Here is a 22341-nt window from a genome sequence, read left to right on the forward strand (position 1 = left end):
ACATTTTTTTCAAGCTCATATAAAATATCTGTTACATTTTATATCAATTATTTTATTGATAACTAATTTTTATGCACCTAGAATACTAATTACTTTACTGGGAATATCATTTAATCTGCTTACAGCCATAGTTTTCTCATATCCTAAATATCTTAAATTATTTGCAATAGTTGTAGCTCTTACTGTGTTTTGACCAAGACCTAACGCTACCATCCTAATTCCTAATCCTTTGAATATTTTGGTTATATTTCTAACAGCATCAGAATCTGATGGTTCACCATCAGTTAATGTCAGAAAAATATCTGGTCTTTTTGCTTGTAAAATTGGTAGCATTTTATCATAAACTTCTGCTAGTGGTGTTGATCCATTTGCAACAATTTGAGCTAATCTCTTTGCGGTAATGTTGTTCCATTTCATATTTTCTGGTTTAATTGACCAGCATACTACTGATCTGTTTTCTGTGCTAAATGCATATACTGCAAATTTTACTTTAAGAAAAGATAAAACTTCACATAATGCTAGAGTTGCTTTTTTGTATTCAATAGCATCAGACGCAATACTTGATGAATGATCCAACAAAATTACAATTTTAGTTTTGATTGATTTTTTTACATCCGTAAAAAATGACTCATTACCCTCAATGTAGCTCTCCTCATCAAATTCATCTCCAGATCTAAAATGTTGTTCTTTCCAACCATATTTCCATTCTTTAAATTTCATTTTTAATCCATTAATTAAATTCATGTCATAAATTACCGTTTCATCTATATTGCTTGTAGATGGAATTTGAATTCCTATTGCATCTAATGACAATCCTTTATTTTCTGATTTTTTATTTTCGTCTAACAATATTTTATACTCATCATATACATTATCCCCCCTAATCACTGATGCAGGATCAACTGTACCAAAATCACCTTCTTTGTTTCTAGTAATTATTTTTAAAATTTTTAATAGTTCTTCTTCAGACAATGGCATTCCAGCTTTCATGAAAGGTAATGAAACTGGAATAGTTAGAAGAGAATCAATGTCTAAAATCTTGATTATCTCTGTTACATTTTTTCCAATCCAATTTGTATTATGATTTTCATCAATTGCTTTCTTGATAATCTTTTTTGCAAATTTGGATGCCTTTTTTATTTTTTCAAAATTACTAGATTGAATTTCGCCCTTGATTGCATCAAACATAAAATATTGATAAAACGCTTCGACAATTCTTGCTTTACCGTATACTGTATGAAGTTGAGGTCTAGCCACAAGCATGTATGTATAATTAAAAATTAATTCTTCATCCATTCCCTTCCAAATTTTTCTTCCTAATTGTTGAATTCTTTGCGTTTCTAATGTATTGAGAATAAATCCAAATGCATGATCATTACTAAGAATTTTTTTACAATATTTTATTCTCATTGCTTCATACCACAATGATGTCCTAAATTGTCTATATTTTTGGAAATCATTTCCTATTCTTTTTTCTAGTGGTGTGATCATCACTTTATTTTCATTAAGTCTTGTTCTAGTTTCTACTTTATCTGAAATCTCTACAATTATGTTTTCTTTTTCAGACCATCTTCTTACTAGAAATGTGGCGATTTCTAATAGTGATTCATTTTTGAGCTGAATTGTTTTCATTTAATTTCCAAACATAGAAGTAATTATGTCACTAACTTTTTGATATTCTATATTTCCCCATTGTGTGTACACATTTCCAAACACGATACCTGCTGCATCTTTTGATGACATTCCTTTATCTAGTAATTTTCCAAATGCAATAGTTTCTCTTAAGCTTGGTGAATAAAATAATTCTTCAACTGCAGCAGCTTGTCTTAATGTATTTGCAAGTTTGATTGCTTGAATTATTTCTGATTCATGTTCTCTGGAAACATACTTTTTTACAATTTCTAATTCTATGTCTTCTGGTGGGTATTCTAATTTGATTCTTACTGGAAATCTACTTAGTAACTGTGGAGGCAATTCTTTTGTACCGCTATGTGTTAATGGATTGATTGTTGCAACTACAAACCAATTTTCTTTTGCTTTGACCACTTCTCCTGTCGATTCTTTTAATGCAATTTGTCGTCTATCGTCTAATGCTTCATCTAATCTGAGTAACACATCTGCTTCTGCCGAATTAATTTCATCAAGGTAAAGTATGTCTCCCACTCTCATCGATTTTATCAATATTCCTTCCTCAAAACTCACTGTTCCGTTGGTAAGTGTTTTGGTACCGATCAGATGGCTTTCTCTAGTTCTTAAACTAAAATTAATTGATTCTAAATTCATATTCTTCTTTTTTGCAAAATCTCTTACTAGAGATGTCTTTCCAGTTCCTTTCGGTCCTATTATGATTACAAAAAGACCTGCCTCATATGCCTTATTCATGATTTGAATTGAATTATTCCAATCTAGATATTCTAATTCTTTCAAAGTATATTTTTGTTGATTTGAACAATATTTAATATTAGATCTATTTTCCAAATGCTTCCACTTTTGCAAATGCTTCATTTAGTTTTTTATGTAATATTTTATTCCATTCATCAAAACCTGAAGGATCTTTTGGATAATTCTCATAATGGTTTACTAACCACTGGTTTTGTTTTGATGTGTATCGTAATCCATCTGCTACTGTTTTATTCATTGCGCCTCTTATGATCAACCCAATTTTTCCCAATCCTGAAAAATCTGGATGCTCTCCTTTGCTAATTGCTTCAACATCCATATTTCCCAAAAAGTGTTTCATTCCATAACTTATTTGCTCATTACTCATTTGTTGAACTAGTCTTCTAAAAAGTTCAAGACCTGCAGTTTTGTATCCATATTCTTTAATAAAATCTAAATTGTACTGCCAAAGCCTTGCTTCTGAAACATCATTAGCTTCTAGTGCTTTTACTACATTATTTCCAATAATTGTACCTGCAATTAATGCAGGTCCAATTCCTCCAGCATCAATTGGTTTTGGCATCCATGCAGAATCACCTACCATCATATACCCACCAGAAACCATACAATCATTTTGCCGTCTAACTGAAACTTGGAATATTCCTGAATTATTATTGATATCTTCTGGATCCTCTGAAAGTCTTGGGTTTCTAATTGCTTTATTTCTATGTAAGTATTCTTTCATTAGGGATTCTACATTATCTTTTTTCCCTAATCTTTTGTTCCTTCTTTCTAAAAGTGATTTCTCAACTCCTAATCCTATGTTTACTTTGTTATCTGCTTTAGGAAATACCCAGCCATATCCACCAGGTGCGATATCTTGATCTAAATGAATAATACAGTATTCAGGATCAAATTCTGAAAGATCTTTCTCGCCTTGTTCAAAATACATTATGTATCTGCCAGTTGATTCTAAATCTCTTCTGTCGATTCTTTTTTCTACCTTTGTTGAGTTTTGGAGTCCATTCCTAAGCATAGATGTAACTCCTGTAGCATCAATCACAATTCTTGATGTTTTCTTAAAAGGTTGTTTTGTTTTATTATCTATTCCTTGAACTCCAACAACTTGTTGTCCTTCATAAATCAAACCTGTAAGATTTATCTCAAATAGAAATTCAATACCCATTTTCTTACATCGTTCATTTTGGATTTCTGGTAGCTTTTGACGATTAAGCATATATCCTGCACCATCAAATGGGATTGCTGTTTCTTTGTCTGGAGAATATGCCATTACTCCTTTTACATCATGCTCTATTTCGGGTCCAGTCCAAGCAACTTTTATTCTATTTGTCATAAAGTCAACTGCTTCTTTGGAGCATGCATCTCCACATACCCAGCCTGCCAATGATTTTCTGCCTGGTAAAAATTCTGGACTTCTATCCACAATCAAAATCTTCAAGTTTTGATTTGCATAATGAGAAATAGACTGTGCAGTAATTGTGCCTGCAAGACCTCCACCTGCTATTATAACATCATAATCTACCACAATAATTGGGCCCGTCTATCCGTATTTAAAATAATACTGTGATGACTAACTATCTATATCAAAAGTATTGATCGATTGATATTTGGGGTCGGTTCGTCGCGGCTTCTTCAAGGCGTTAGCTCAGACTGGAGCGGCTAATATTTCCTCATTCCCAAACTGAATACTCTCATTCCTATTTAACCTAGGTGACAATTTGAAAAATTTCTGTAAATGTTTTGACAGTATCTTTTTTGTTGTAAATTGGGGTGTGAATTTTTATTTTTATTGTTTCTTTTTGACTAACTACAAGATTACCTTTGATTAATTCTTGTTTGTCTACTCTCATATGAAATCTAGAATCTGCGGTTCTTTCTTCAATTTCATCAATTAATTGATCGATTTGTTTAGCAGACAACAACCCAAGTAATTTTCTCATAAAATTCTGAGCCTGTTTTTTTACTATTTTTGCATTTAAGATAATTATTGGATTTTCAAAGTGACCTATAGTCTCATTAACTGTAAAATCACTCTTTTTCAGATCTAAATAGTCTTCAAATGATTGAAAAATTTTTAAAATATCCTCAGTGGCATGAACGATCACATCTATTGTAATCTCAATTTTATCAATCATAATTGTAAAGAAATAGTCTTGCTGGTTATGCTTCAAGTAATTTTGTTTCTTTATCAGCTGTTCTGATGAGTTTTACTTTCTCAAGACCTACATGTCTTACTCTGATGACTTTCTTGAATGCTGCCATGATATCTGAATTAATTTTACTGTAGCATGTTGCTTGAACAAATTGTTCTATGTTCATACTAGGAATTGTATTGTTAATCACATCTCTTGCAATCAATCTTAATGCATGTTGTCTAGATGTGTTTAGTTGTCTATGAGTTAGAGCTAGTACTTTGACTCTAAAGACATATCCATCCTTGGTTTTAATATCTACAACGAAATTGATCTTTGATGAACCCCGTCTTACTAAACTACGCAAGAATTCTTTTGAATATTCATATCTCTTGAAAATTGTTGATGCTTTATCACCATCAACCTTACTAATCTGGAAATAGATTTTGTACTGATGCTGTGATGGATCTCCCTTTAATATGTCGTAAAGTGTAACTTCTAGAACCCTACCTAAAGCATTCTTGTCATCTGTAATTGGGACATATCCGATCGGGACATTGTTAAACGAATCTGGCGCATACACTGTAACCCAGCGTTTTTCTCGCCACTTGTCCTTTACTCGACCTTTTCTACGTGCCAATTACTAACGACCTTTGAATCCAAAATATAAGGGTATGTCACTAGATCTCTTTCTGATTTCCCATGTAACTTTGTAAAACCTGAGGAATTCTAATATGACCATCCTTTGTTTGGAAATTTTCCATAATAGATACCAGAACCCTAGTAGTGGCAATCAAAGTACTGTTAAGTGTGTGAATATATTGGGTGTCTTCATTTGTTTTATCTCTGTATCTTATCTTTAATCTTCTTGCTTGATAGTCCAAACAATTCGAGCAAGAAACAATTTCTCTATATGTATTCTGTCCTGCCATCCAAGCTTCAATATCGTATGTCTTAGATGAAACTTTACCCATATCTCCAGTTGATAATAGAACTACTTTGTATGGTATTTCTAAATTTTGATAAAATTCTTCAGATACTGCTAACATTTTTTCATGCTCATTACGAGAATCCTCTGGTTTAGAAAAAATAAACTGTTCAATTTTATCGAATTGATGAACTCTGAAAATCCCTTTTTGATCTCTTCCATGCGCTCCTGCTTCTTTTCTAAAACATGGACTAATACCTGCATATCTTAATGGAAGATCTTTTCCATCTATGATCTCTTTTGAGTGCATTGCTGCCATAGCATGCTCAGATGTCCCAATCATGTATAGATCTTCTTCTTCAATTTTGTATATGACTTCTTCAAAATCATCTGCAATAACTGCCCCTTCCATTGACTCTCGATTAATCATGTAAGGTGGTTGAACTAACGAATACTCTTTTTTTGCAAGAAATTCTAATCCATAGTGGATTAATGATTGATTTAATCTTACAAGATCATTTTTTAGATAATAAAATCTTGCTCCTGCTACCTTTGCAGCTCTTTCTAAATCTACCAAATCCAAATTTTCAGAAATATTGATATGATCATTTACTTTGAAATCAAAATTTGGTATCGTTCCCCATTTTCGAATTTCCTTATTGGCCTTTTGATTCATTCCTATAGGAACTGATTCATCAACAAGATTTGGAATAGTCATTGCTAGTTTTGAATATATATTTTCAATAATTTGTTGTTCAGATTCTAATTTTGCAAGATTTTCAGAAATATTTTTCATCTCTGATAAAATTGACGATGGATCTCTCCCTTCCTTCTTTTTTTGTGAAATATTCAAGGCCAGTTTATTCTTCTTTTTTCGTAATTCATCCGTCTGAATTATTAATTCTCGTCTTTTTTGATCTGATTTAATTAATCCATCCAAATCAAAATATACAGATCTTGCCTTGAGCATATCTCGAATAACCTGTGGGTTTTCTTTGATTATTTTTGGATCCAACATTACTCTATCACCTTCAAAGCAACTTGGATATGCTCAACAACTTCATCTACTGTTCCAATTAGATGTTTCATATTCTTCTTACTTTCAAAATTAAAAACTAGTTTGTTATCAACATTCTCAACATAAAGACTCAATCCTTCTGGGAAATTCACATTATCTGGTTCTAGAGCTTTTTTGATCGCATCTGCCTTTTCTATTGATATATTATTGAGAATTACCTGAACTTGACACGTTAATGACATTTATTTCTAAATAATTAAGAAACTCGTCTAATTTGTCTTTAGTTATTTTTGCTCCTGCTGCTGCATTATGACCTCCACCTACACCATCAAATTTTTCAGCTCCTGTTTTCATCAATTCACTGAGATTTATCTTTGATTTACATCCAAAGGCTTTTCTTGATGAAAATTTTATTGTGTTCTCTTCACCCTTGGTTCTTAATATTACAATTTTTCCTGAATTTTTTGGCGATCCTGCAATCAATGATGAAATAGTACCTGTCATGGTTTCTGGAACTATGTCATCTCCATTTACCATGATACATGTATCACTTTCTGAAATTCGCCATCTTTCATTAGTTAAGATGTTCATGTATCCTCTGATCATCTTTCTATATTCTGTCAAAATGGCTTCTCCTTCTCTTAGAATCTTGTTTCTATCCCCCATACATATTGCCATCCCTACACCTGAACGATTAATTCTTCCACATGAATTTAGCATAGTTGAAAATTCTCGCCCATCTCGTAAGAAACTTCGTCTGTCTTCTCTAGGAAATGTATAGGTGTATCCAATTAATTCCGACATTATCTCTGTAGCGTTTTTTCCAGAAGTGAATTTTGTAATAGCCTCAATTACCTGTTTTTTTTCATCCTCGTTAAGTTCTGCTGGAACTCGCCACCTTCCCTCTTCTTTTAGCTTAATTCCTGATGAATTTAGAAGAGAAAAACATGCATCTCTATTCCATGTTAAGCCTTCGATAAATGGTTGTGAAGTAAAGGCAAGAGCGTCTGGAAGTGATCTTGTTTCTCTACCTACTAATAATAAATCCAAATCAATGTCTACCAAACCCTCTTCTTTGGCAATATTAGCAATCTCAAAATTTTTACCTGTAAACGATTTCCTTTCTCCTTGATCTTGTCTATCTCCTAATGCTGAAACTACTGCAATTGCAGACAAATCTGAATTTCTTTCATCTAAAGCCATTGATGCAAGATATGCCATTCCACCTGCACAAATTTCAACTCCTCCATCTATACCGTATTTCCATGCATTGATTATATTTTGATTATCTATCTCCTCCTCTGAAATTTGATGATGATCTAAAACAATCCAGTTGTCTCCCAGGGTTTGATCAAGTTCATTTGCAAACCCTCCCCCAAGATCTGTTATTATGTGAAAATCACGAGAATCTGTTTTGAAAGACTCTACTACCTTTCTACTAAATTCCTTTGATGTTCTAACAGTACAATTAGCACCTGCTCTTATGAGTGCTTTAGTGATAATACTACCAGACGTAAGTCCGTCACAATCAATATGTGTTGTAACTGAAATTGATTTTTTAGTTTTTATTGATTCTGAAATTTTATCTTTAAAAAATGAAAGCGACTCATTAAATGACTTTGTCATTACTCTAATTGAGCAACCACTGATTTATATTTCCAGATTTTCGAAATTCTGCCAATCCTTTTGTAGTATACGGATAATCTGTGAACTTTAGCTTCGATTAATTCCAAAGATCTAACGTTTCTGTTATCTCCTTTGTTTGATTTTAGGTGTTTTTGAAGATTAACTGCTTTTCTCACAATATTTTCTAAATCTTCTGGCATCTCTGCTTTCAAATCATTTTCTTCTAAAATTTGACCCATGCTTTTTTTTGTAATTGGTTTGATTAGAGGAATAGCATGCTGATCTCTTAGCTTAATTCCAATTTGACTAGGAGTTAACCCGTCTTTAGAATATTTCACTACTAATTCTTCAACTTCTGAAGGACTTTGTGTGATCCAAGAAGGTGCACGCAACGTAGCTGGTCTAATAGAATGTGATTTTCCATGTCTGTGAGAGTGTAATCGTCCCATAATTTTGCTCATTAAAGAACAGAATTAAATGTTACTTTACTGATCTCGCTCATTTTATAGAAATTTGGGGTTTAGAATAAAAGTTAAATAAGTCTCTGGACTCAAAATGAGCAGGTAAACGGTATGAATACAAAAGTACTATTAGCAGCATCCCTAGTTGCTGTCTTCACTATTGGACTCTATGGAGAGGATGCAATAGCATTTGCACAATACATGGGTAACGTAGGTAGTGAAGGTGAAACCGGATCATACACATTAGAAGAAGCACTTGAAATTCAAAGAAGAAGAATTCAAGCAGCTGAAGCCAATCCAGCTTCTGGTTCAGGAACTCCATATCTTGACGCAAGCGGTGTAGTTGGTGCATCAGTTATTGCAGGTGCAGTATTCGGTGGTGTTGCAGGCGCTTTCTTCATTAGAGGAAGATCTGGCAAATACGCAGCAATGGGTAGAGGATAAACAAACCTCACTATTTTCTTATTTTCTTATTTTAATCCTTAGTGTATACTGATCTCGTACTTTATGATAATAAAAGAAATGTATATATCGCACAAATTGAGCCAAAATATACAATGACTCCTATCGTAGGAACCTTCCTAAGTATTCTGTCTTCAATTACAGGACAATTAGGACCAAACTATGATCCATTATTCTATGATGTAATGATTTACATCTTCGGAACCATGATGTTCACAATATTCCTTCTCGGAATTATCTCATTCTGGTTACGTGTACACGGTTGGGCTTACAAAGACAATCGTGAGAGATGGGTCGATGAATTAGACAGACACTTCGAAAGAGAAGGTATCGGTCTTATTCCAGACAACGGTAAATACTGGTAAAAATCACTTCCTTTCTTCTTTTCATTATTTTTAATACTTTAAGTTGAAAGTGTATTGAGTTTTTAAATATATGATTTCTTCATTTACATTTACTATTTTTCAGGTGGGAGGTAATCTTTATCCTTGGTTTCATCATATGCCTTTGTGGTAAAGACTCCTTTGTAGTTGTAACCATCTTGCAATGGTTGATTAATGAAATGAGGCGATTCCTTATCGTTGACGTATATTGTTGATTTACTCTGATCCATATCTTTCAGAGGAAAATCCCACATCCACAAAAAGTGACCTATTTCAAATGGATACTTTTCTTCCCATTCTACGTAAATTGTACCATCGTCTGTAAGTGTATACATAGTTCTTTTACATTCATCACCGTTTAATCCTGCGTTAATGTTTGCAGGTATGGGTGTTGGGAGACCGTCTATGACTAACTCTAAAGTGACTTTCATTTTGTATGGTGTCTCTTTATCATTAATACAAACTTTGAGAGGATTGTTTTGATTTAATTGAGCTTGAATTATTGTACTTCCTAAACCTATTGAAACTGCAATGATTGCCGTTATTGCAAGGAATTTAATGGTTTTTTTCCTTTTGTAGGGATCTCCCATTCCAGGGTATTTCATATTGTGATGACTTTAGTTCGATTACTTAAAGTCCTTTCTTTTAATCAATCATTATCTCGATTGTATCACATTGATCTTGATGATCAGCTAAAAAGTATGTGATTTCATCAGAGTCAATTTCTAACCACTCTGATTCTCCTTTGTATTCTAAATAGTCTTCAACAAATAAATCTCCTGGACCTGTTAACCTAACTACGACTTTTCCATTTTTTGTTTGTTGTTCAAATGGCAATTTGAGAACTTTACCTCTTCTTTGATTTTGGATATTTATTTTGTATTTGTCTGTTCTAAATTCTATTTCTCCAAAAAAATAACTTTGAAAAATATCTAATTTGAGTATCTTAAAACTTAGCATATTCTAATTACTTTTCTCTAGAAGATAAAACTTGATCTGTTGGATTTACGTTAAACGTTGTTAGTATATAGAAAATGAAAAGGAAAAGGTTGGGTTGTTTAGATTACTTGCCAGGGTCGTGTTGCAAACGTGATAACATAACCAACACCTATTATGATTGATTGATATGCGATGTTAGTATATGGGATTGGTTTGATAATTGGTTCTCCTTCAACAACTACTGTTTGACCTGGACCAAGTCCTGGACCAACTTGTGCTATGTTGAGTTGGGTGTGTACGTGATAAACACCTGCTTCAAGTGCTTTGGCTGATAGTGAGTAATCGACGACAGCATTACCTGAAATGTCAAAGACGTTTCCTGGTGGATCTCTTGCCAACATCTCCCATCTGTTACCTGCGTTGGTAGACTCTGTGAAAATGGATAGCCATCCTCTTAGGTCTCTCTCTACTAAACTGACTAGAGTTCCTTGAACTGTCAAGGTCTCGCCAGTTTGCAGGGATTGTCTGTTGAAGGTTTCATCCTCAATTCTGATGAAACGACTCTGGAGTTGTGCTTGGACACCGTGTGCATCTGCAGTTGGAAGTATAGTTTCAACCCAGTTGAAGCCTAGTGTTCCTAGTGCAAGTACTACAGCTAGTCCAAATACGAAAATTGTTTTTTCGACCATAGTTATCCCTAATATTGAGGAATTAATACACATCGTTATATGTTTTGCTTTAATGACGCAGATCGATATTTATTATAATGTTAAACATTGATGTTATACAACAAAATTCATACAAATTAATTCAAAATTACAATTTTTTTACATCATTTTAATAAATTAATTTTATAAATAACTAGTAATTTTGCTATAAATTTGATGCAAATCCATTATTTTCAAATCTCTTACTTTATATTCAGAATTAACACGTTAGACAACATGGCACAGATGCCCGCATTAATCCCAAAAGAAGTTGAGATCCAGAGACTAAAGAAAATCTGGCTCATCGTTATTGCTATGGGTTCAACTGCAGCATCAGTCGAAGTAGACAACTTCGTTGATGGTTCTTTACATCAAACCTCTATCAGAGATAGTGCATTTACACCAGCTCACTGGTGGCTATACTCCCACTTCATTACATTACCACTTGGATGGGGAGCAGCAGCAATCTATGATAGAAAAGTACCAGTTCTTAGAGGTCCAAATAACTCAATGAACACAGGTTTAAAGATGACCATTCTTGGTTACCTTGCAACTATGTTTACAATTGGAGTCAATGAGATGTGGCACTTTTGGTTTGTAGAAGAAATCTTTGCAGTTCCAAATCACTGGATGTTTAACATGGGAGTCGTAGTGGCTTTCATGGGTGCACTTGCATACGTAGTCAGAGTATATGCTCGACTTGTAGAATTAGGTGCAGAAACTCCTGGTGAGAACCCATACGTTGCTGAGATGTACAAGATGGCCCTAGAAGGCAAATTGTACAGCAGAGCAATTCCTTAGAAAAAGTGCATTAGCACCTTTTTTTCTTTTATTATTTTTAAACAACGTAGATCGTACCATCTTGTCAGTTTAGGAAAGACTTAAAAGAATCTGAATTAGAATAGTTCTAGAATGACTCTTCCTAAAGGATTCGGTTCTGGCGGCGCTGGTGGATCATCAAGCGCTGATATAGAACGGATGATTGGACGACGCGTTGAAAATATGACTGGTATGATCACAATTTCATATTGGGCAGCATTGTTGGCAACTTTTGGTGGTACTGCAGCAGGATATTTCTATTATCCATGGGCATATCCAACAGCAAGTGGTCACTTTGCATTCATCGTACTTGCAATCATTGAGGCAATAGGTTACATCTTCTGTGTTAAAGTCATGGAAGAAGGTTCCAACAAGAATAGTAATGGTATAGTTGGTGGCAGTATTGCTGCTTCTGTAGTATTTGTTCTATTCGTATCTCTGTACGTCGGTTGGTAACTAGAAGGAAAAACCCCTTCAGACATTTCTTTTTCATTTTAGTTCAGGGTAAAAGCAATACCTGAACACGTTTTTTTAATTCTGAACAACGATCTTCATCACACTCTAAAATTTTATATACTGACCATTTATTTGACATCATATGGTCTGGTTAAGACGATGTACACACTACTTATTCATAGTAGTTGTTGCAGTTAACTCTACACTGTTAACAATTAATGCAGGAGATTACATCTTCTACACTGACTGGGCTTGGACTTCGTATACGGTATTTTCAATATCGCAAACGTTGATGCTTATTGTAGGTGCTACATATTACCTAACATTTACAGGCGTTCCAGGCACAGCAACGTACTACGCTCTAATTATGACAGTATACACATGGATAGCAAAAGGCGCATGGTTTTCGCTAGGATATCCATATGACTTCATTGTAACTCCGGTTTGGTTACCATCAGCAATGCTGTTGGACTTAGTCTACTGGGCAACAAAGAAGAACAAGCACTCCTTGATACTGTTTGGCGGCGTACTGGTAGGAATGTCATTACCATTATTCAATATGGTAAACCTGATAACGGTAGCAGACCCACTAGAAACGGCATTCAAATATCCAAGACCAACATTACCACCATACATGACACCGATAGAACCACAAGTTGGTAAGTTCTATAACAGCCCAGTGGCTTTAGGTGCAGGTGCAGGTGCAGTGTTGGCATGTACGTTTGCAGCGTTAGGTTGTAAACTTAACACTTGGACATACAGATGGATGGCTGCTTGGTCAAAGTGGGACTAAAACTCCAACCTTTTCCTTTTCATTTTATTATTCATGTTTAGACGACTCTCTAAACTTCAAAATTTGATTAAAAAATACTGCACATATTGTGATCTTTTATTGTCTGTTTTAACAATATGTAATTTTGTGATTATAATAAGTGAAGCAGCAATTTTCTCCACAACTATCAAAAATAATTCCCAAACCATTTGTAAAATGGGCTGGTGGAAAACGTCAACTAATCCCAATTTTAAATAAGAATTTACCTAAAACTTTTGGTACTTATTATGAACCATTTCTTGGAGGCGGCGCATTACTATTTCATATGTTAACTGAACGTAATAGGCAAAAATGTAGTATCTCTGATCTTAACTCTGATCTTGTATTATCATATATTACTATCCGAGACAGAATAGATGATCTGATCACATCTCTCAGAAACCATGAAAAGAATTACCAAAAAGATTCAAAATCATACTACTATTTTGTTAGAGAAAGCAATCCTAGAAGTGAAATTGAAAAAACATCTAGATTGCTCTTTTTGAATAGAACATGTTTCAATGGTTTATACCGTGTAAATAGCAAGGGAAAATTCAATGTCCCACTAGGTAAATATTCTAATCCAAACATTCTCAATAAGGATAATCTCTACTCTGTAAGTAATATTTTACAATCCAGTAGAATCTCTATTCAATGTTGTGATTTTGAGGCAGTCCTAAGAGATGTCAAGAAAGGTGATCTTGTATACTTTGATCCTCCTTATCACCCAATCAGTGACACTTCAAACTTTACCAGTTACACAAACAAGGATTTCACATATGATGATCTTAACAGACTTGCAGATCTTTGTATGAAATTAGATTCTAAAGGCTGTAAGGTTCTTCTGTCGAATTCTAATTCTAACGAAGTTGTAGATATGTTCTCTACAAAACCTTGGACTATAGCCAAAATTAGAGCAAATCGATCAATCAATTCAAACTCTAAAAAGAGAACTGGTCACTTTGAATTGTTAATTAAAAATTATTAGAAGCTTCGAACGGGATCTGAACCCGTGACCTTTACATTACCAATGTAACGCTCTACCAGGCTGAGCTATCGAAGCACAAATTTACCGTGTACAAAATCCTTATAATTCTTGATTCTGGACCTATTTTCTCTAAACTGTTAAATTTCACTCAGATTTTTATCCTTTTGGAGGAGTAATCAAGCCTGGCCAAAGTAAGCACTATGCTTTTGGACATGCAGGACTTAAGATCAAATAATGGGTGATCCTGTCTCTCAGGAGTTCGTGGGTTCAAATCCCACCTCCTCCACTTTATCTTGGATTTTTAATTCCTCTGGAGTTTAGAACTTCGTAGATATCTGGTAGTGAAAACACAAAGCCAACGTGTACACAATCTTTTTCATCACAGAGCTGACAAAACAATTCACCTTTTTGAATTGTAACTTCTGCAATTCTATTTTTGATATTATCTTTTAAAATAACACGATCATCATCAACTGAAATTTTTTCAATTTTTGGAGCATATCTTGCAAATGTTTTATCTTTTTGCATCATCTCCTCTAGCATGTAAGTTACATAACCTGCAAAACTGTTGACCCCCTTCATTGTTAGGTCATCTTTACTTTTTTGATAAACTTCGTGGAATTTATCATAGACAGTTTCTGAAACGGTGATTGATTTGAATCCTGCTTTTGGCAATTACTTTCCCTTACCGTACTTTAAAGTACTCAAGTATATAATGTTTTATGATTAAATAATACTCTTGTGTGCTAATGGAAATTAGTCTTTATACATTACCTTGCCCTAGAGCACCATGGGTAAAGGCTATTCAACTGAGGAGATTAGAAGAAAACTGATCTCGTCTTTGGATGGTCATAGTGATGGAATGTCTGGTGTTGAAATTTCAGAGAGAATAGGTGTTAATAGAATCACCATGGCAAAATATCTCAAAGTTTTTGCAGCTGAAGGATTACTGCGACAAAAAAATATTGGAAATATCACATTGTGGTTTTTAGAATCAGGACAGGAATCCTTCAATTTCCCTGATGATTACTTCAAAGTAGTATCTAGATATATTGAATGTTTGGTAAAAGGTACTGAAGATCAAGTTTATTCTTTAATACGTAATTGTCTCTACTCTGGGGGAGCGATAAATCGTTTGATATTGGAAGTAATTTTACCTTCTATCGATCATGTTAAAAATTTGTTTGATGAGGGTAAAATTGGAACTGCAGAACAAAATTTACTTGAAACCACTATCTCCAAATCCCTTCAAATCTTTAATCAGATTCAGATAGTTTCTGATCCAAAAAAGAATGTAGTTGTAATTGCAGCTGACATGTACAGTAAATTACATTCTGAAGCAGCATCTGCTGCATATCATTCTGATGGTTGGAAGGTTTCTCATTTGGGTGATATGTCATCTGCAATTAATGTCTTGTTTGATCTCGATTTTCAAAAACTGATTGGAAAAATATGGAAAAAAAAACCTGGAATACTACTTGTAGTTATATTTTCACAAACTAGTGAAGGTCTAAACTTTTTTGCAGACTCTATAAATCCTATCAAAAAAAAATCTGGCAAGTATATGAAATTAATCCTTTGTGGAAAAACATCCAAAAAAGCCAAAATCCTCTCTGATTTATCATCTGAGAAAATTGGAGATGTTTTACAATGGTCTCAAACAGTTTTTCAAAATACAAAATAATAAAAAATGGGCCCGATGTGATTCGAACACATGACCTTTCGATTATCAGTCGAACGCTCCAGCCAAGCTGAGCTACGAGCCCACGAACAAATCTCTAGGCAAGACTCATTTAAGTTTAATTTTCTTTCCACTTGATTGAACATCCGATTGATGGCTCAAAATCTTTTTCAATTTTTTCTCCAGACAACAATCTTTCGATATTTTTAATCATTGTTTTCTCAGTAGCTGAATCATCTGGCTTCATGGCATTATCTATTCTTCCATGAAAAACTAGTTTTTTTTGGCTGTTAAACAAGAATGGATCTGGAGTGCACATTGCACCATATTTCTTGGCAATTTCTTGAGTTTCATCTACTAGATAATCAAACCCAAATCTTTTCTCTTTTGCTGTCTGTTTCATTGCATCAAAACTGTCTTCAGGATAGTCAGTAGAATCATTACTGTTTATTCCTATGATATGAATCTCATTTCCAAATTTTTCATATAACTCATTGAATGCATCAACTTTTGCCTTGACATATGGGCAATGATTACACATGAAGATAATCAAAATTCCTTTCTTTCCATGATAATCATTTAGAGAGTGTTTTTTGTCATCAATTCCTAATAATTCAAAATCTGGCGCAATATCTCCTGTTTTTAATTTGATTTGGGATTCTAAAAGTACCATGGTATCAAAATCTTGTTTTCAAATAAAATCCTTGCCAAGAAGACAACAATTAAAATCCACAGATTATTCATTTTTCATGTGGGCCGGTAGTATAGCCTGGTAGTATACCCGCCTTGCACGCGGGGGGTCACGGATTCAAATTCCGTCCGGTCCACTTCTAATTGTCTCTGATCTACGCTGAATTTCAGATTACTGCATGGGTTTAAATAGGATAAGTTTACGTTTTTTTTTATGGCAAGTGCAGCAGACGGTTGGCCGGTATTTATTCCACTCATTGTCGGTTTGGCTCCAGGTTTAATCTACTGGATAGCAATTACCGCAAAGAGAAAATAATATTACCTCTATTTTTAATTTCTTTTTATTCTTTGGTAGTGTAAACTAGGTTAAACGTTGTTACCTTTCTTGTTCACTATATCATATGTTACATGAAATTAATCTCTAATTTGAAGAAAATTTAGCGATGAAACTTTTTGTATATGCATTTATGATTTTACTTTTGGTTCCTTTTTCACAGGCATTCTCAGCAGAAAAAACCGATAACCTTCCAACACTGAGTGTTTCTTTGATGAATGAAACTTTTACCTATCGCGATTCTGAAGGCTACACAGTTATAGTTGGATTAGTTGAAAATAATAATCCTCTAGCTTCTGTGTCCAATGTCAGTCTAAAAGTCAATTTCTTTGATGATTTTGATCCTAATCCTCTGGAAGTAATTAATGGATATACCACTCTTGACGTAATTCCACCAAATGGGAAGTCCCCTTATTCTATTCGCTCTCAAACACCTAATCTTGACATCACTCAGGCATCTGTTTCTCTTTTGGGGTTTGATTCATCTGTAGAAAAACAAAAAGGACTTCATGTAAATCCAAGTGATGTATCTTTGAATACCTCGTTTAGATTTTCAGGAGTTTTACAAAATGGCGGTGCACCAAGTTCTAACACTAATGTCTATCTTGCTTTCTATGATGCCTTTGAACCCCCAAGAATACTACAAGTATCTACAATTGAACTTGGGTCTATTGATTCAAACTCTGAAGTTTCTTTTAATTTTAATGAAAAGATTGATTCAAGAGCAATAGGAATATACCTGTTTGCAGAATCCGACGTTTTCATTTCTGATTTGGTTGATGTTAAAATCTCTCACCCTCAAATGTCAACTAAACTGGTAACAATTTCTAATGTATCTGTTGAGGATTTGAACGGTGATAAATTATCTGAACTTAAAGTTGGTTCTATTGTTAATATAAAAAGTCAAACCTTAATTGAATTTGCAGCGGATCAAAAATCTGATGAAACTGCTTATACATATTATATCCAAGTTAAGAAAACTTCTGATAATCGTAATACTCCTGGAATTATAGAATACATTGGAAAATATGATGGAAGATTCATTGATGATGGATCAGAAATACAAATTATTGACTGGATTCCACAACAACAAGGATTATTTTACATCGAGACATTTGTTTGGGATAGAAATAATATTCCAATTGCAGAACCAGGCCCTGTGGTACTAATTATTGTAAATTAATCTCTAATTTCATTATTTACTAACCCTTTAAATTATGAAAGAAATGCCTAATGTTAATAATGAGGTCTAACAAAATTTTTGTTTTTATTGTAATGTTGATATTTATCACTGCCTCTTCAGAACATCTAGTTTTGGGTTATGGCGGACCTCCTGAACAAACCAGTGCTAATAATTACACTACAAAGATAAACACCAATCAGGAGTCTTACGATCTTGGTGAATCTGTTATATTTTCTGGAAATGTCAATAAATACGATGAAGATAGAAGTCTGAGAATTTCAATTTTTGATTCTAACAAAAACCTAATTGTAACTCAAAAAACTCTTGTTGATACTGATGGTACATTTTCCCATAGTTTAGTCCTTGATGAATATTTTCTTTATGGAAAATATACAGTTAAAGCTCAATATGGTAATTCAAAGGCAACTGTTGAAAGTATTTCTTTCTTGATAAATTCTAATGACATATCATCTATAGAAGAAGCATCTAATCAAAAAATTCCTAATTGGATTAAGAGTAATGCCGGTTGGTGGGCAAATGGTCAAATTGATGACAATTCATTTGTAGAAGGAATTCAATTCTTGATCAAAGAAGGATTAATGAAAATACCTGTTACTAAACAAGGTACGATTTCTCAAGACAATGATATCCCTAATTGGATTAAGAGTAATGCCGGTTGGTGGGCAAATGGTCAAATTGATGACAATTCATTTGTAGAAGGAATTCAATTCTTGATCAAAGAAGGATTAATGAAAATATCAAATTAATCCCATTTTTGATATTATTTTGATTAAAACGACGAAAAAAAGATAGTAATTTATTTTCAGACTTTGATAAGTTAGTATGTCAAAATTTCTGCTTGTTGCCATGGGTGGTACATTTGATATTATTCATAAAGGACATCTAACTTTACTTTCAAATGCATTTGGAATCTCTGACAAAGTGATAATTGGTCTAACTAGTGATGAACTTGCTATAAAAAAGGGAAAACTTCTTACCAACAAATATGAAAAACGTTGTGAAAATCTGAAAAGACTTATCTTAAAAGAATTTCCAAATGTTTCATTCCAAATTAGTAAATTAGATAATGATTTTGGCCCTGCAGTTTTAGAGAAAGAAGTTGAAGCATTAGTAGTAAGTGATGAAACAAGTAATCAAGGAGATATTTTAAATAAATTAAGAGAGGAAAAGAAACTCCCACCGGTAAAAATAATTATAATTCCTATGTTTTTGGCAAAAGATGGTAGACGTATATCTACAACTAGAATTAAAAATTCAGAAATAGATGCAGATGGAAACTTACTATCTGTTGACAAGTAGCTCCTCTAACATTGAGTAATTGGAATAAAACAAAATTTTTGAATTTAGTCACATGACAATCATCAATAGTATGATGAAAAAAATAGATACTGATGTATCTAACCTTAAGCAGGGCCTATATCCTCAAAACCTATCCTTCTGGTATCATAAAATTATCAAAGAAACAATTGAAATGGCTCCACCTTGGCTTCACGACAAAATCAAGGTACATCAAGATCCAATTCTTACTATGAAATTTAATTTAGATATTTCAAAACGTGCTGTCAGATATTTTATGATTGGAGTAGACAATAATTTAGATAACATGCCATATTCCACAAAACTCTATTTTCTTAAAGTACAAGAAATAATGTCAACTGAAATGGACAAATCCTTAGTTTGATGCTTTATATGTATTCTAGGCATAAACTTAAGCCGTAAGTATCTATATACAATAGATCTAAAACATACAGCAAATGGAATTATACAAATCAAAATATTCGGATAAAAAAAAATCTCACAGAAATAATAAACGAAACAATGAATCATTTCGTTCATTTAGATATTCCAGAGATGACAATAGAGGCGAGTCTACAACTGTAACATGTGCTGATTGTAGTGCTGAATGCCAAGTTCCATTTGTTCCAAGAACTGATAGACCTGTTTATTGTAGTGATTGTTTCAGAAGAAACAAATCACATGATTCAGAAAGTGACAGAAGTTCAAGATATTCCAGAGATGACAGAAGTTCAAGATATTCCAGAGATGACAGAAGTTCAAGATATTCCAGAGATGACAATAGAGGCGAGTCTACAACTGTAACATGTGCTGATTGTAGTGCTGAATGCCAAGTTCCATTTGTTCCAAGAACTGATAGACCTGTTTATTGTAGTGATTGTTTCAGAAGAAACAAATCACATGATTCAGAAAGTGACAGAAGTTCAAGATATTCCAGAGATGACAGAAGTTCAAGATATTCCAGAGATGACAGAAGTTCAAGATATTCCAGAGATGACAGAAGTTCAAGATCATCTTATGGTCAAGAATCTAGTGCAAACAAATCTAGATCCAAAAAATCAAGAAACGATAAATTTTTAAAAAAACAAGAGCGTTTCTATTCTCATGGTTCAGATAAATTCTATGCAGGAATAAAAGAAAAATTATTTGAAATATTGGGAGGTAAGATTTGTTCAAGTTGTGGTTTTAAGGACGAAAGAGCGTTGGAAATTGGCTACATATTTGGCGATGATTCATCTGACGGTACTGGACGAGGTAATGCTTCTCTAATGGGAAAATATATCTCAGAACCTGAACTTGCCAGAAAAGAACTTAAAGTATTGTGTTTAAATTGTAATGAACTAAGAGAAATTATATCAAAACCCGAAGAAAATTATTCAAAACCTAAACAGAAAAAGAGTAGATATTTCCCACGTTAACCTCTAAAATCATCTTTAAGAATTTATTAACACTTTAATTATAATTATTTTGAAATTAAATTATGAATGGTGACTTTAAGGCATTAGGAATTTCTTTGATTGTCATAGTTGGAGTTATAACTCTATATACTGTGTTTGGTCAGTAGATTACCCCTTAACAATTTCTACAATATTTTCAAGAATATTGGTTGAAACTAGCTGATGCTCTTTATCAATGACTGACTGAATAAAGTCAGCAAATTTCTCTACATCAACTTCATCTTTTAATAATATACTATGAGCTGATTTATCTTTCAATGAAATAATTAATTCATTTTTCACAGCATTTAGAATACCTGTGATGAAAGTTTCATTACCATCCTTGATGAAAATCAATGTGGCTAACTTTGTAGCTTCGTACTTATCGTCACATATGATGCGTATTTTCATTTATTTTCAAAAAGGAATTCATCTATCTTATTCTTTGCTTCTTCTCTTTTTTTCTGATGAATTGCAAGAAAATTATTAATTTTTTCAATTAGAATTGCTTTTAATTCCCCTGAAAGCAATTTCCCGGACTTATAATTCTCGTAAACTGATTTTAATTTATTGTCATCTGGTTCAAAAAATATTCTTAGGTATTGATATGACACATCAACATCTGGATTACCTCCAAACTTTCTATGTTGTTGAACATCTAACTGCCCTCCTGAAAATGCATATTTGTTAATTTTATTTTTCACAATATTTGGTGTATCAGTTGTGTAAACTGTACCTTTTTCATCAGAAGCTGACATTTTTCCACCTGGACCTTCTAAACCTGGAATCATTATATTGTGAATTAGAGCTGGTTTTGTTTTTCCTATTTTTGGTGCTATGTCTCTTGTTAACCTAAAGTGAGGATCTTGATCAACTCCTAATGGAATTAAAACTGGTTTATCTTCAATAAAACACGGTGCAGATTGTAAAGATGTGTAAAAAATCATACCAATATTTGTTTCATTTGTAAATCCAAATGTAGCTTTTGTATTGGAAAAATTAATTTTTTTTGCTACTTTTGCTGCAATTGGATAGAGAGTTTGAATATTTTTTGTATTGATAATAATTTTTGTTTTTTCTGGTTTGAAACCTAAAGCGATAAAATCTAATGCATTTTCATACGCAAATCTTCCTGTTTCTTCCAAAGTCAAGTCAGGTTTTGAATAAAACTTTTCATCGTCGGTAAGCTGAAAATACATATTCACATCAAATTTTTCCTGTAACCATTTTGCAAACATCCATGGTACTAAGTGCCCAATGTGAGTATGACCTGATGGTCCTCTACCTGTATATAGAAAAAATTTGTTACCTTTTTCATACTCATCAAGAATTCTGTTGAACTCTCTATGTGAAAAGAAAATCCCTCTTCTGAGCATATAGTGATCATCTCCAGTAATTCTTTTGATTCTATCCAATAATTCTGAAGATATCTTCTCAGTACCGAATTGCTTGATTAATTTATCATAATCTATGTCTCCTTCCACATGCCAAGGAGTTACAATAAAGTCATCAACTGACATTCCTCTTGACTTAGGTTAAGGTTTAAAAAGTCTTTTTCGAATTCTTTGCT

The 22341-nt window shown here is 33.3% G+C and carries 27 protein-coding genes, 4 tRNA genes and 1 pseudogene; 14 read left to right on the forward strand and 18 right to left on the reverse strand.

What is annotated here, in order from left to right:
* Positions 1-69: 69 nt before the first annotated feature.
* The 9 genes from OEM44_08150 to OEM44_08190 all read right to left on the reverse strand — a co-directional run bounded on the left by OEM44_08150 (position 70) and on the right by OEM44_08190 (position 8553).
* Positions 70-1632 carry a VWA domain-containing protein gene (locus OEM44_08150; GenBank protein MDH3516770.1) on the reverse strand — a complete coding sequence of 521 codons (1563 nt, stop codon included), beginning with the start codon at positions 1630-1632 and terminating at the stop codon, positions 70-72.
* Positions 1633-2478 (reverse strand): AAA family ATPase, encoded by an 846-nt coding sequence (locus tag OEM44_08155; protein ID MDH3516771.1) that lies wholly within the window; start codon positions 2476-2478, stop codon positions 1633-1635.
* On the reverse strand, positions 2468-3925 hold the full coding sequence (locus OEM44_08160) for an NAD(P)/FAD-dependent oxidoreductase (protein MDH3516772.1): 1458 nt from the start codon (positions 3923-3925) through the stop codon (positions 2468-2470). Before OEM44_08160 ends, OEM44_08155 begins: the two co-directional genes overlap by 11 nt.
* Positions 3926-4106: 181 nt before the next feature.
* Entirely contained in the window at positions 4107-4535 is a 429-nt protein-coding gene (locus OEM44_08165; protein ID MDH3516773.1) for an exosome protein, read from the reverse strand.
* Positions 4536-4560: 25 nt separating this feature from the next.
* A complete protein-coding gene (locus tag OEM44_08170; GenBank protein MDH3516774.1) occupies positions 4561-5172 on the reverse strand; it encodes a 30S ribosomal protein S3ae in 612 nt (203 codons plus the stop codon).
* A 40-nt stretch (positions 5173-5212) separates the two neighbouring features.
* Entirely contained in the window at positions 5213-6478 is a 1266-nt protein-coding gene (serS, locus tag OEM44_08175; GenBank protein ID MDH3516775.1) for a serine--tRNA ligase, read from the reverse strand.
* Entirely contained in the window at positions 6478-6720 is a 243-nt protein-coding gene (locus OEM44_08180) for a KEOPS complex subunit Pcc1 (GenBank protein MDH3516776.1), read from the reverse strand. The genes serS and OEM44_08180 overlap by 1 nt, the downstream gene beginning before the upstream one ends.
* Positions 6683-8104, reverse strand: coding sequence for a DHH family phosphoesterase (locus tag OEM44_08185; protein MDH3516777.1), 1422 nt, complete (start codon positions 8102-8104; stop codon positions 6683-6685). Before OEM44_08185 ends, OEM44_08180 begins: the two co-directional genes overlap by 38 nt.
* Positions 8104-8553: a 30S ribosomal protein S15 gene (locus OEM44_08190; GenBank protein ID MDH3516778.1), complete on the reverse strand. Its 450-nt coding sequence runs from the start codon at positions 8551-8553 to the stop codon at positions 8104-8106. The genes OEM44_08185 and OEM44_08190 overlap by 1 nt, the downstream gene beginning before the upstream one ends.
* Before the next feature lie 123 nt (positions 8554-8676).
* On the opposite strand from OEM44_08190, the gene OEM44_08195 reads away from it, so the two are divergent.
* Positions 8677-9009, forward strand: a complete 333-nt coding sequence (locus OEM44_08195; protein MDH3516779.1) for a hypothetical protein — start codon at positions 8677-8679, stop codon at positions 9007-9009.
* Positions 9010-9050: 41 nt separating this feature from the next.
* Complete coding sequence (locus tag OEM44_08200; protein MDH3516780.1) at positions 9051-9392, forward strand: hypothetical protein; 342 nt, start codon at positions 9051-9053, stop codon at positions 9390-9392.
* A gap of 92 nt (positions 9393-9484) precedes the next feature.
* On the opposite strand, the gene OEM44_08205 is transcribed toward OEM44_08200, so the two are convergent.
* From OEM44_08205 to OEM44_08215, 3 genes are all read right to left on the reverse strand, one after another.
* Entirely contained in the window at positions 9485-10015 is a 531-nt protein-coding gene (locus OEM44_08205) for a hypothetical protein (protein MDH3516781.1), read from the reverse strand.
* A gap of 40 nt (positions 10016-10055) precedes the next feature.
* On the reverse strand, positions 10056-10370 hold the full coding sequence (locus OEM44_08210) for a hypothetical protein (protein ID MDH3516782.1): 315 nt from the start codon (positions 10368-10370) through the stop codon (positions 10056-10058).
* A 98-nt stretch (positions 10371-10468) separates the two neighbouring features.
* A complete protein-coding gene (locus OEM44_08215) occupies positions 10469-11038 on the reverse strand; it encodes a methane monooxygenase/ammonia monooxygenase subunit B (protein MDH3516783.1) in 570 nt (189 codons plus the stop codon).
* 195 nt (positions 11039-11233) lie between these two features.
* Between OEM44_08215 and OEM44_08220 the strand changes: the two genes are divergently transcribed.
* The 4 genes from OEM44_08220 (at position 11234) to OEM44_08235 (ending at position 14130) form a co-directional block, all read left to right on the forward strand.
* A complete protein-coding gene (locus tag OEM44_08220) occupies positions 11234-11857 on the forward strand; it encodes an ammonia monooxygenase (protein MDH3516784.1) in 624 nt (207 codons plus the stop codon).
* Positions 11858-11968: 111 nt separating this feature from the next.
* Positions 11969-12331, forward strand: a complete 363-nt coding sequence (locus OEM44_08225; protein MDH3516785.1) for a hypothetical protein — start codon at positions 11969-11971, stop codon at positions 12329-12331.
* Between the two features lie 142 nt (positions 12332-12473).
* The gene (locus tag OEM44_08230) at positions 12474-13124 is read left to right on the forward strand and encodes an ammonia monooxygenase (GenBank protein ID MDH3516786.1); all 651 of its coding nucleotides are present in this window, start codon (positions 12474-12476) and stop codon (positions 13122-13124) included.
* Positions 13125-13263: 139 nt separating this feature from the next.
* Positions 13264-14130, forward strand: coding sequence for a DNA adenine methylase (locus OEM44_08235; protein ID MDH3516787.1), 867 nt, complete (start codon positions 13264-13266; stop codon positions 14128-14130).
* A gap of 1 nt (position 14131) precedes the next feature.
* Here the strand turns inward: OEM44_08235 and OEM44_08240 are convergent.
* A tRNA-Thr gene (locus OEM44_08240) sits at positions 14132-14205 on the reverse strand.
* Between the two features lie 91 nt (positions 14206-14296).
* Here OEM44_08240 and OEM44_08245 point away from each other — a divergent pair.
* Positions 14297-14416 (forward strand) — tRNA-Leu (locus OEM44_08245).
* A gap of 2 nt (positions 14417-14418) precedes the next feature.
* On the opposite strand, the gene OEM44_08250 is transcribed toward OEM44_08245, so the two are convergent.
* A complete protein-coding gene (locus OEM44_08250; protein ID MDH3516788.1) occupies positions 14419-14805 on the reverse strand; it encodes a hypothetical protein in 387 nt (128 codons plus the stop codon).
* Positions 14806-14920: 115 nt separating this feature from the next.
* Here OEM44_08250 and OEM44_08255 point away from each other — a divergent pair, with 115 nt between their 5' ends.
* Entirely contained in the window at positions 14921-15814 is an 894-nt protein-coding gene (locus tag OEM44_08255) for a B12-binding domain-containing protein (GenBank protein ID MDH3516789.1), read from the forward strand.
* Between the two features lie 7 nt (positions 15815-15821).
* Here the strand turns inward: OEM44_08255 and OEM44_08260 are convergent.
* Together OEM44_08260 and OEM44_08265 are read right to left on the reverse strand one after the other, a co-directional pair.
* Positions 15822-15896: transfer RNA gene (locus OEM44_08260), tRNA-Ile, on the reverse strand.
* 33 nt (positions 15897-15929) lie between these two features.
* The gene (locus tag OEM44_08265; GenBank protein MDH3516790.1) at positions 15930-16484 is read right to left on the reverse strand and encodes a thioredoxin family protein; all 555 of its coding nucleotides are present in this window, start codon (positions 16482-16484) and stop codon (positions 15930-15932) included.
* 80 nt (positions 16485-16564) lie between these two features.
* On the opposite strand from OEM44_08265, the gene OEM44_08270 reads away from it, so the two are divergent.
* The 6 genes and pseudogenes from OEM44_08270 (at position 16565) to OEM44_08295 (ending at position 20753) form a co-directional block, all read left to right on the forward strand.
* Positions 16565-16638, forward strand: a tRNA-Ala gene (locus OEM44_08270).
* A 306-nt stretch (positions 16639-16944) separates the two neighbouring features.
* Positions 16945-18018 carry a hypothetical protein gene (locus OEM44_08275; protein ID MDH3516791.1) on the forward strand — a complete coding sequence of 358 codons (1074 nt, stop codon included), beginning with the start codon at positions 16945-16947 and terminating at the stop codon, positions 18016-18018.
* A gap of 497 nt (positions 18019-18515) precedes the next feature.
* Positions 18516-18785: pseudogene (locus tag OEM44_08280) on the forward strand (hypothetical protein).
* Between the two features lie 76 nt (positions 18786-18861).
* Positions 18862-19338, forward strand: coding sequence for a pantetheine-phosphate adenylyltransferase (locus OEM44_08285; protein ID MDH3516792.1), 477 nt, complete (start codon positions 18862-18864; stop codon positions 19336-19338).
* A 52-nt stretch (positions 19339-19390) separates the two neighbouring features.
* On the forward strand, positions 19391-19720 hold the full coding sequence (locus OEM44_08290; protein ID MDH3516793.1) for a hypothetical protein: 330 nt from the start codon (positions 19391-19393) through the stop codon (positions 19718-19720).
* Positions 19721-19793: 73 nt separating this feature from the next.
* Positions 19794-20753 carry a hypothetical protein gene (locus OEM44_08295; protein MDH3516794.1) on the forward strand — a complete coding sequence of 320 codons (960 nt, stop codon included), beginning with the start codon at positions 19794-19796 and terminating at the stop codon, positions 20751-20753.
* A 147-nt stretch (positions 20754-20900) separates the two neighbouring features.
* Here OEM44_08295 and OEM44_08300 read toward each other — a convergent pair whose 3' ends face one another.
* Positions 20901-21182 (reverse strand): hypothetical protein, encoded by a 282-nt coding sequence (locus OEM44_08300; protein MDH3516795.1) that lies wholly within the window; start codon positions 21180-21182, stop codon positions 20901-20903.
* The gene (locus tag OEM44_08305; protein ID MDH3516796.1) at positions 21179-22291 is read right to left on the reverse strand and encodes a tryptophan--tRNA ligase; all 1113 of its coding nucleotides are present in this window, start codon (positions 22289-22291) and stop codon (positions 21179-21181) included. The genes OEM44_08300 and OEM44_08305 overlap by 4 nt, the downstream gene beginning before the upstream one ends.
* Between the last annotated feature and the right edge of the window lie 50 nt (positions 22292-22341).

Origin of the sequence: Nitrosopumilus sp. (assembly GCA_029862745.1) — an archaeon.
Lineage (GTDB): Archaea > Thermoproteota > Nitrososphaeria > Nitrososphaerales > Nitrosopumilaceae > Nitrosopumilus.